The following is a 6496-nucleotide window of genomic DNA, read 5'->3' as shown; positions in this document are numbered from 1 at the left end:
GAACTACCCGACCGCCATGCTCGGCTACCTGGTCACCTCGCCGCTTGCAGCGGGCAATGTGGTGATCTTCAAGCACTCGCCGCAGACGCCGTTGATCGCGGAGCTTGCCGAGGAGGCTTTTCGCGCCGGCGGCGGACCGGAAGGCGTGTTCCAGAGCCTGCATCTCGACCATCCGGACGCCGAGCGGCTGATCGCTTCCGGCGTTTTCAACGCGGTCAATTTCATCGGCTCGGTCAATGGCGGCCGGCGCGTGCATGCGGCGGCGGCCGGCACCTTCACCCAGCTGCATCTGGAACTCGGCGGCAAGGATCCGACCTATGTGCGCGCCGACGCCGACCTCGAAGCGGCGGTTCCGCTGATCGCCGAAGGCACCTATTCCAACGCCGGCCAGTCCTGCTGCTCGGTCGAGCGCATCTATGTCGATCGCCTGATTCACGACCGCTTCGTCGAGGCGCTAGTCGCCGAGACGGCGAAATGGTCGATCGGCCATCCGATCGGCGAAAAGCCGATGGTCGGCCCGGTGGTGCGCGCGGTTGCTGCCGACACCATCCGCGGCCTCACCGAAAGCGCAGTGCAAGCAGGGGCGAAGCGCCTGATGCCACAGGAAGGCGCCCTCAAGGCGGCAAGCCTCGGAACCGCCTATGTCGCGCCGGAGGTGCTGACCGGCGTCGATCACAGCATGCAGATCATGCGCGACGAGCTGTTCGGGCCGGTGGCCTGCGTCCAGGCGGTTGGCGGCGACGACGAGGCGATCCGGCTGATGAACGACAGCGACTACGGCCTCAGCGCCTCCATCTGGACACGCGATGTCGAGCGCGGCGTGACCTTGCTCGACGAGGTCGAGGCCGGCACGGTCTATCTCAACCGCTGCGACCACGCCGACCTCTATCTACCCTGGGGCGGCATCAAGAATTCCGGTCTCGGACGCACCAATGGACGCGCCGGCCTGATCGAGGCGACGGCGGCGAAGGCTTACCATGTCCGCTCCGTCATCGCCTGAGCGCCAAGGGCATCCGGTCGTGCTGGACCTTGAAAAGCTGGGCGATGCGGCCGTTGCTGCGCTTGCAGCGGCCGGCGTGGAGCGGTTGCTGCCGGATGCAGCCAGCCCCTATCTCCTGATCGCCGAGCATGCCGGCAATGTCGTGCCGGGGCCGTGGCGAGATCTTGGCCTGGCGGAGCCCTATCTGGGCACGCATTTCGCGGTCGACCTCGGGGTCGATGCGCTGACGCGGCGGCTCTCGCGAACACTGCGCGCGTCGGCGGTGATCGCGCACTATTCGCGGCTGTTCCTTGACTATAACCGCCCCGCCGAGGAGTGGGATTTCATGCGGCCGGACCTCGGCGGCATCCCGGTGCCAAGCAATCTGGCGGTCGACGCGGCGGATGCGAGGCTGCGCAAGCTTGTCGCCTGGGCGCCGGTCGAACGGGCGATCGTCGAAGCCGCCGCCGGCAGGCGCGCGCTGATCTCGGTGCACTCCTTCACGCCGGTCATGGCCGGGGTGAAGCGCAATGTCGATATCGGCGTGCTGTGGCGGGAACAGTCGCCCTTCGTCAATTCGGTGCTGAAAACGCTGGGCGCACAGGGCGCGGAAGCAGGCTTCAGGATTGGTGACAACGAACCCTATGATTGGCGCCAGGCCGTCGGCTACACGCTGAACCGGCACGGGCTGCAGCAGGGCCGGCCCTGCCTCTATCTCGAGGTCCGCAACGACCTGCTTGCCGATCCGGAAAATTTCGAACGCGTCGGCCGCCTTCTTGAAAATGCCTTTGCCACCGTCGCGATATCCCTATGGCCGCAATCAGCCGTAGCCGTCTAAAGGCTGGACGCTCATATGGCGGAACGCTAGAGCGTTTCACCGTTTCACGGAAACGGCGAACCGCTCTATCTCATTGTTTTTGCGCAATTCCGGACGGAAAACCGCTCACACTTTTCCTGGAATTGCTCTAGAGCTTGTCAAATTGGAAACACGACAGCCAAGGGCGTGGACGATGCACGGCAATGTGGGCAGCAAGATCCGCGACGCGCGCAAGCAGCAGAACATCACCTTGCGCGACCTTAGCGAGCGCTCCGGCCTCTCCGTTTCGCAGCTCTCGAAGCTGGAGAACGGCAAGGCGAGGCTGACCGTCGACATCGCGCTGATGATAGCCGGCGTGCTGCATGTGCCGGTGGCCTCCTTCCTGTTCAGCCCGAAGCCCGGACCGCAGGCGCGCCGCTCGATCACGCGCGCCGGCAGCGGCATTCTGCATGAAGGCAACGCCATGGAATTCGAGGTCTTGTGCAGCGATTTCCGCGACAAGACCAACATTTTCTGGCGCGTCACGCTGCGCGCCAGAAGTTTTGAGGAAAACGGCGGCTGGCGCAGCCATTCGGGTGAGGAGTTCATCCATGTGCTGAGCGGCAGCCTGCAGCTGCACACGCTCCATTACGACCCGACAGTGCTGCAGCCAGGCGACAGCATCCTGTTCGACGGCGAGATGCAGCACGCCTATGTCGCGCTCGGTGACAAACCCGTCATCATGCTGATGTCGAACACGGTGCCGCGTGACGGGCTGGCGCCAGGAGCAGGCGTCTGACCACACGACCTTCCGTCAAGAATTTTTCTAAAATGGAAAAAAATGCTTGTTATGGAAAAGTCGGAGGACTAGCATCCTTTTGACCGGCCGACAGGAGAACAGCCAGCGGCCGGAATGGGAGAAATGACCGATGCTGTCGGTTGAGGCAGTCAGCAAAACATTCGGCGGCGTGCAGGCGTTGCGCAGCGCCTCGCTGACCTGCGAGGCCGGCGAGATCCTCGGCCTCATCGGTCCGAACGGCGCCGGCAAGTCCACCCTCGTCAACGCCATCTCCGGCGTGCTCAAGCCGGACAGCGGCAGCGTGCGCCTGGCGGGCGAGGAGATCACCGGCCGCGGCCCGGAGCATTGCGCGCGGGCAGGGGTCGGCCGCACCTTCCAGACCATCAGGCTGTTCAAGGATCTGACGGTACGCCAAAACGTCGAGGTGGCGCATATCACCTGCCGCGCGGTGCGCCCCGATGCCGCCAAGCGGATCGGCGTCGATCAGCTGCTGCAGCAATATGAGCTGGCGGGCTTCGCCCACAGCCCCGCCGGAACGCTGCCCTATGGCAGCCAGCGCCGGCTCGAGATCGCCCGCGCGCTGGCGCTGGGGCCGTCGCTCCTGCTGCTCGACGAGCCGGCGGCCGGGCTCAACGAGGCCGAGTCGGAAACGCTGGCGATGGCGATCGAGGGCATCCGTCGCGACGTCAGCTGCGCGACCATCGTCATCGATCACGATCTGCGCTTCATCAACCGGCTCTGCGACCGGCTTTGCGTGATGGACCAGGGCCAGGTGATCGCTTCGGGCGAGACGGAAGACGTGTGGCGCGATCCGCGCGTCATCGAGGTCTATGTCGGGCAGTCGGAAACAGCCTGAAGGCCCGGAAGAACAACCACAATGAGAGGAAGCAGGGGTAGAATGGAAAAGATTTTGCTGGGAGCGGCGGTGCTGACCGTGGGGCTGCTGCAGGCAGGGCATGCGGGCGCGGCCGATCTCAAGATCGGGCTTGCGGTCGCCATGACCGGCGCCTACGCGCCCTATAGCGAGGCCGAGGGCGCGCGCTGCATGGCCGACAGGTTGAACAAGGCTGCGGGCGCCAACGACCCCAAGGTCGAGCTGATGATCGAGGACAACCGGTCCGATCCGCAGCTTTCGGTCTCGCTCGGCCAGAAATTCCTCGATGCCGGCGCGCAGGTCATCACCGGCGTGCCGTTCCCGGATGCGCTGATCCCGATGGCGCAGACTGCTCAGCCATATGGCGCCACCGTGTTCTCGGCGCCGAACACGCAGCTCGAAATGCAGCAGGCCGGGCTCGACAATTTCATCGCCGGCGCCGTGCCAGATCCGATCAACGCCTCGGCCACCGCGAACGCGCTTTACGGCAAGGGGGCGCGGACCGTGGCGCTGATGGTATCGCCCGATGCCGGGTCCTACTCGGAGAAGCTGCCGGAGTGGTTCGGCGAGGTGTTCGAGCATCTCGGCGGCAAGGTGGTCGGCAAGTTCAACTATTCCTACGGCACCACCGACTGGTCGCCGCAGATCGCCTCGATCAAGGCCCTGCCGCAGAAGCCGGACGCGATCCATATCTGCGCCGTGCTGCCCGATGTCGGCATCCTAATCCGGCAATTGCGCGCCAATGGCTATGACGGCTGGGTGGCGGGCTGCGACGCTTTCGACGACAAGTCGCTGGAAGGCACCGTCGGCGATCCGAAGTCGCTGGAAAAGGTGATGTTCGCGACCCATGGCGCGACCGGCGTCGACGGCCCGATCGACAAATTCCTCGCCCAGTGCAAGGCCGACGGCTACAAGATCAACGGCATCTTCGACGCGCTCGGCGCCGACATGGTGCAGATCAGCTATGAAGCGGCGAAGAAGGCCGGCACCGTCGACCCTGCCGCCTTGCGCGAGGCGATCCGCGCGCCGGGCGGCTATCCGGGCACGACTGCGCCGACGATCTCCTTCGCCGAGAAGAAGGGCTATCCGGTGAAGGCCGTTCCAGTGATGGGCTTTGCCGACGGCAAGCGGGTGCTGATCACCGACACGCCGCCGACCTTCGTTCCGGCGCTGAACTAAGCGGGGCGGGAAGACGTGCTGAAGGTCGAGAAGCTTGTCGTGCGCTATGGCGCCGTCATGGCGGTGCGCGAGCTGTCGCTGGAGGTCGGACAGGGCGAGCTGGTCGCCCTGCTCGGACCCAACGGCGCCGGCAAGAGCTCGACCATCAACGCGCTGACCGGGCTGGTCACGCCGGCTTCGGGGCGTGTCGTGCTTGAAGGCAAGGACATCTCGCATGTCCGCACCGAGGACCGCATCCGCGCCGGGCTGACCTCGACGCCGGAAGGCCGGCACATCTTTGCCAACTTAAGCGTCGGCGAAAACCTGCGGCTGGGGGCGGCGACACGGCGCGACCCTGCCGGGGTGCGCCAGGACATCGAGCGGTTCCTGTCGCTGTTCCCGGTGCTTTCCGAGCGCTATGGCCAGGCGGCCGGCACGCTCTCGGGCGGCGAGCAGCAGATGCTGGCGATCGCCCGGTCGCTGATGTCGCGGCCGAAGCTGTTGCTGCTGGACGAGCCGTCGCTGGGGCTGGCGCCAAAAATCGTGGCGCGCATCTTCGATTTCATCGGCGAGCTCAAGGCGCAAGGGATGACGCTGCTGGTGGTCGAACAGAACGCCAGGCAGGCGCTGCGCTTCGCCGACCGCGTCTATGTCGTGAGCTCGGGCACGCTGCGCTATGACGGACCGCCGGCCAAGCTCGCCGACGAGCACGGCCTGTTCAACCTCTATATCGGCGGGTAGGCGGCGATGGACTACGCTCTGCAGCAACTCCTCAACGCGCTCGCCTTCGGCGCGGAATATTCGCTGGTGGCGCTCGGGCTGGCCGTCGTCTTCTCGATCATGGGGCTGGTCAATTTCGCGCATGGCGAGATCATCGGCGTCTCGGCGTACAGCGTGTTCCTGGCTGCCGCGCTCGGGCTTACCTCGCCCTTCGTCGCGGTGCTGCTTGCCGTCGGCATGGCGGCGCTGGCGGCGGTGGTGTTCGAGCGCGTCGCCTTCCGCCCGGTGCGCTACGCGCCGACCACGACCGGACTGCTCACCGCCTTCGGTGTGTCGATCGTGGTGCAGAACCTTTTCATGCTTCTGATCTCGCCCAAGCCGCAGTCGGTCTCGGTGCTCAACGGCTTGAATCAGATGTGGTTCTTCGGTCCTTTCGCCGTGTCGTCACTGCAGGTGATGGAGCTGATCGTGTCGGGCCTGACCATCCTGGCCCTGGTGCTCTTCCTCAACCGCTCGACGCTTGGGCTCGCCATCCGCGCCGCCTCGCGCGACTTCGCCACGGTGCGGCTGATGGGGATCAAGGCAAATCGCGTCATTGCCACGGCGTTCGCGATTTCCGGCGCGCTGGCGGGCATCGCCGCCGTCTTCATCCTGGCGCGGCGCGGCAGCGTCTCTCCCGATCTCGGCTTCGGCCTGGTGCTGAAGGCCTTCGTCGCCTGCGTTATCGGCGGCTTCGGCTCGTTGCCGGGTGCCGCCGTCGGCGGCATGCTGCTCGGCTTCATCGAAGTCGGCCTGCTCGTCGCGCTGCCGCAGGAATATGCGGGCTTCAAGGACGCGCTCACCTACGCCATCATCGTCGCACTGCTCGTCTACCGGCCGGAAGGGCTGCTCGGCCAGCGCATCGAACTCGGCGATAAGGAGATCTGACGTGGCAGGCTCCGAATTGTCGCAAGCAGTTGAACAGATGGCGGCTCCGGTGAGCACAGCGCAGCCCGGCAATGCGGTTGTCCGCTCGCTGGTCGGCGGTCTGGTGACGGCGCTCCCGGTGCTGGTGATCGGGCTTCTGGTGCTGAATTTCGCGCCGACCTACTACACCTTCCTGGCGCTCGGCGCCTTCGTGAACCTGATCGTGGTGGTCGGCCTGCAGGTGTTCATGGGCAATTCCAACAT

Annotated in this window: 7 protein-coding genes and 1 pseudogene; all 8 read left to right on the top strand. The window is 65.5% G+C overall.

The annotated features are described in order from the left end of the window. Positions 1-1000: aldehyde dehydrogenase family protein (locus tag EOA23_RS29965; protein ID WP_127306791.1), on the top strand; the 1000-nt coding region annotated here is incomplete at its 5' end. After that, a complete protein-coding gene (locus EOA23_RS29960) occupies positions 978-1817 on the top strand; it encodes an N-formylglutamate amidohydrolase (RefSeq protein ID WP_127306790.1) in 840 nt (279 codons plus the stop codon). The genes EOA23_RS29965 and EOA23_RS29960, both read left to right, overlap by 23 nt. A 172-nt stretch (positions 1818-1989) precedes the next feature. Continuing rightward, a complete protein-coding gene (locus tag EOA23_RS29955) occupies positions 1990-2574 on the top strand; it encodes an XRE family transcriptional regulator (RefSeq protein ID WP_127306789.1) in 585 nt (194 codons plus the stop codon). A gap of 130 nt (positions 2575-2704) precedes the next feature. After that, positions 2705-3430 (top strand): ABC transporter ATP-binding protein, encoded by a 726-nt coding sequence (locus EOA23_RS29950; protein ID WP_127306788.1) that lies wholly within the window; start codon positions 2705-2707, stop codon positions 3428-3430. A 42-nt stretch (positions 3431-3472) separates the two neighbouring features. Beyond that, entirely contained in the window at positions 3473-4627 is a 1155-nt protein-coding gene (locus tag EOA23_RS29945; protein ID WP_189341756.1) for an ABC transporter substrate-binding protein, read from the top strand. Positions 4628-4642: 15 nt separating this feature from the next. Then, the gene (locus tag EOA23_RS29940; RefSeq protein ID WP_127306786.1) at positions 4643-5347 is read left to right on the top strand and encodes an ABC transporter ATP-binding protein; all 705 of its coding nucleotides are present in this window, start codon (positions 4643-4645) and stop codon (positions 5345-5347) included. Positions 5348-5353: 6 nt separating this feature from the next. Then, on the top strand, positions 5354-6253 hold the full coding sequence (locus tag EOA23_RS29935; RefSeq protein ID WP_127306785.1) for a branched-chain amino acid ABC transporter permease: 900 nt from the start codon (positions 5354-5356) through the stop codon (positions 6251-6253). 1 nt (position 6254) lies between these two features. Further along, positions 6255-6496 (top strand): annotated as a pseudogene (locus EOA23_RS29930) (branched-chain amino acid ABC transporter permease); the annotation flags it as partial.

The sequence above is a fragment of the Mesorhizobium sp. M2A.F.Ca.ET.042.01.1.1 genome (assembly GCF_003997405.1).
GTDB lineage: Bacteria > Pseudomonadota > Alphaproteobacteria > Rhizobiales > Rhizobiaceae > Mesorhizobium.
Note: the sequence above shows the minus strand (reverse complement) of the source record. Positions and strands in the feature narration are given on the sequence as shown.

Bases quoted from the DNA above. Each gene is read 5' to 3' on its own strand.
- EOA23_RS29955 (WP_127306789.1), top strand. From the start codon at position 1,990: ATGCACGGCAATGTGGGCAGCAAGATCCGCGACGCGCGCAAGCAGCAG.
- EOA23_RS29950 (WP_127306788.1), top strand. From the start codon at position 2,705: ATGCTGTCGGTTGAGGCAGTCAGCAAAACATTCGGCGGCGTGCAGGCG.
- EOA23_RS29945 (WP_189341756.1), top strand. From the start codon at position 3,473: ATGGAAAAGATTTTGCTGGGAGCGGCGGTGCTGACCGTGGGGCTGCTG.
- EOA23_RS29960 (WP_127306790.1), top strand. From the start codon at position 978: ATGTCCGCTCCGTCATCGCCTGAGCGCCAAGGGCATCCGGTCGTGCTG.
- EOA23_RS29935 (WP_127306785.1), top strand. From the start codon at position 5,354: ATGGACTACGCTCTGCAGCAACTCCTCAACGCGCTCGCCTTCGGCGCG.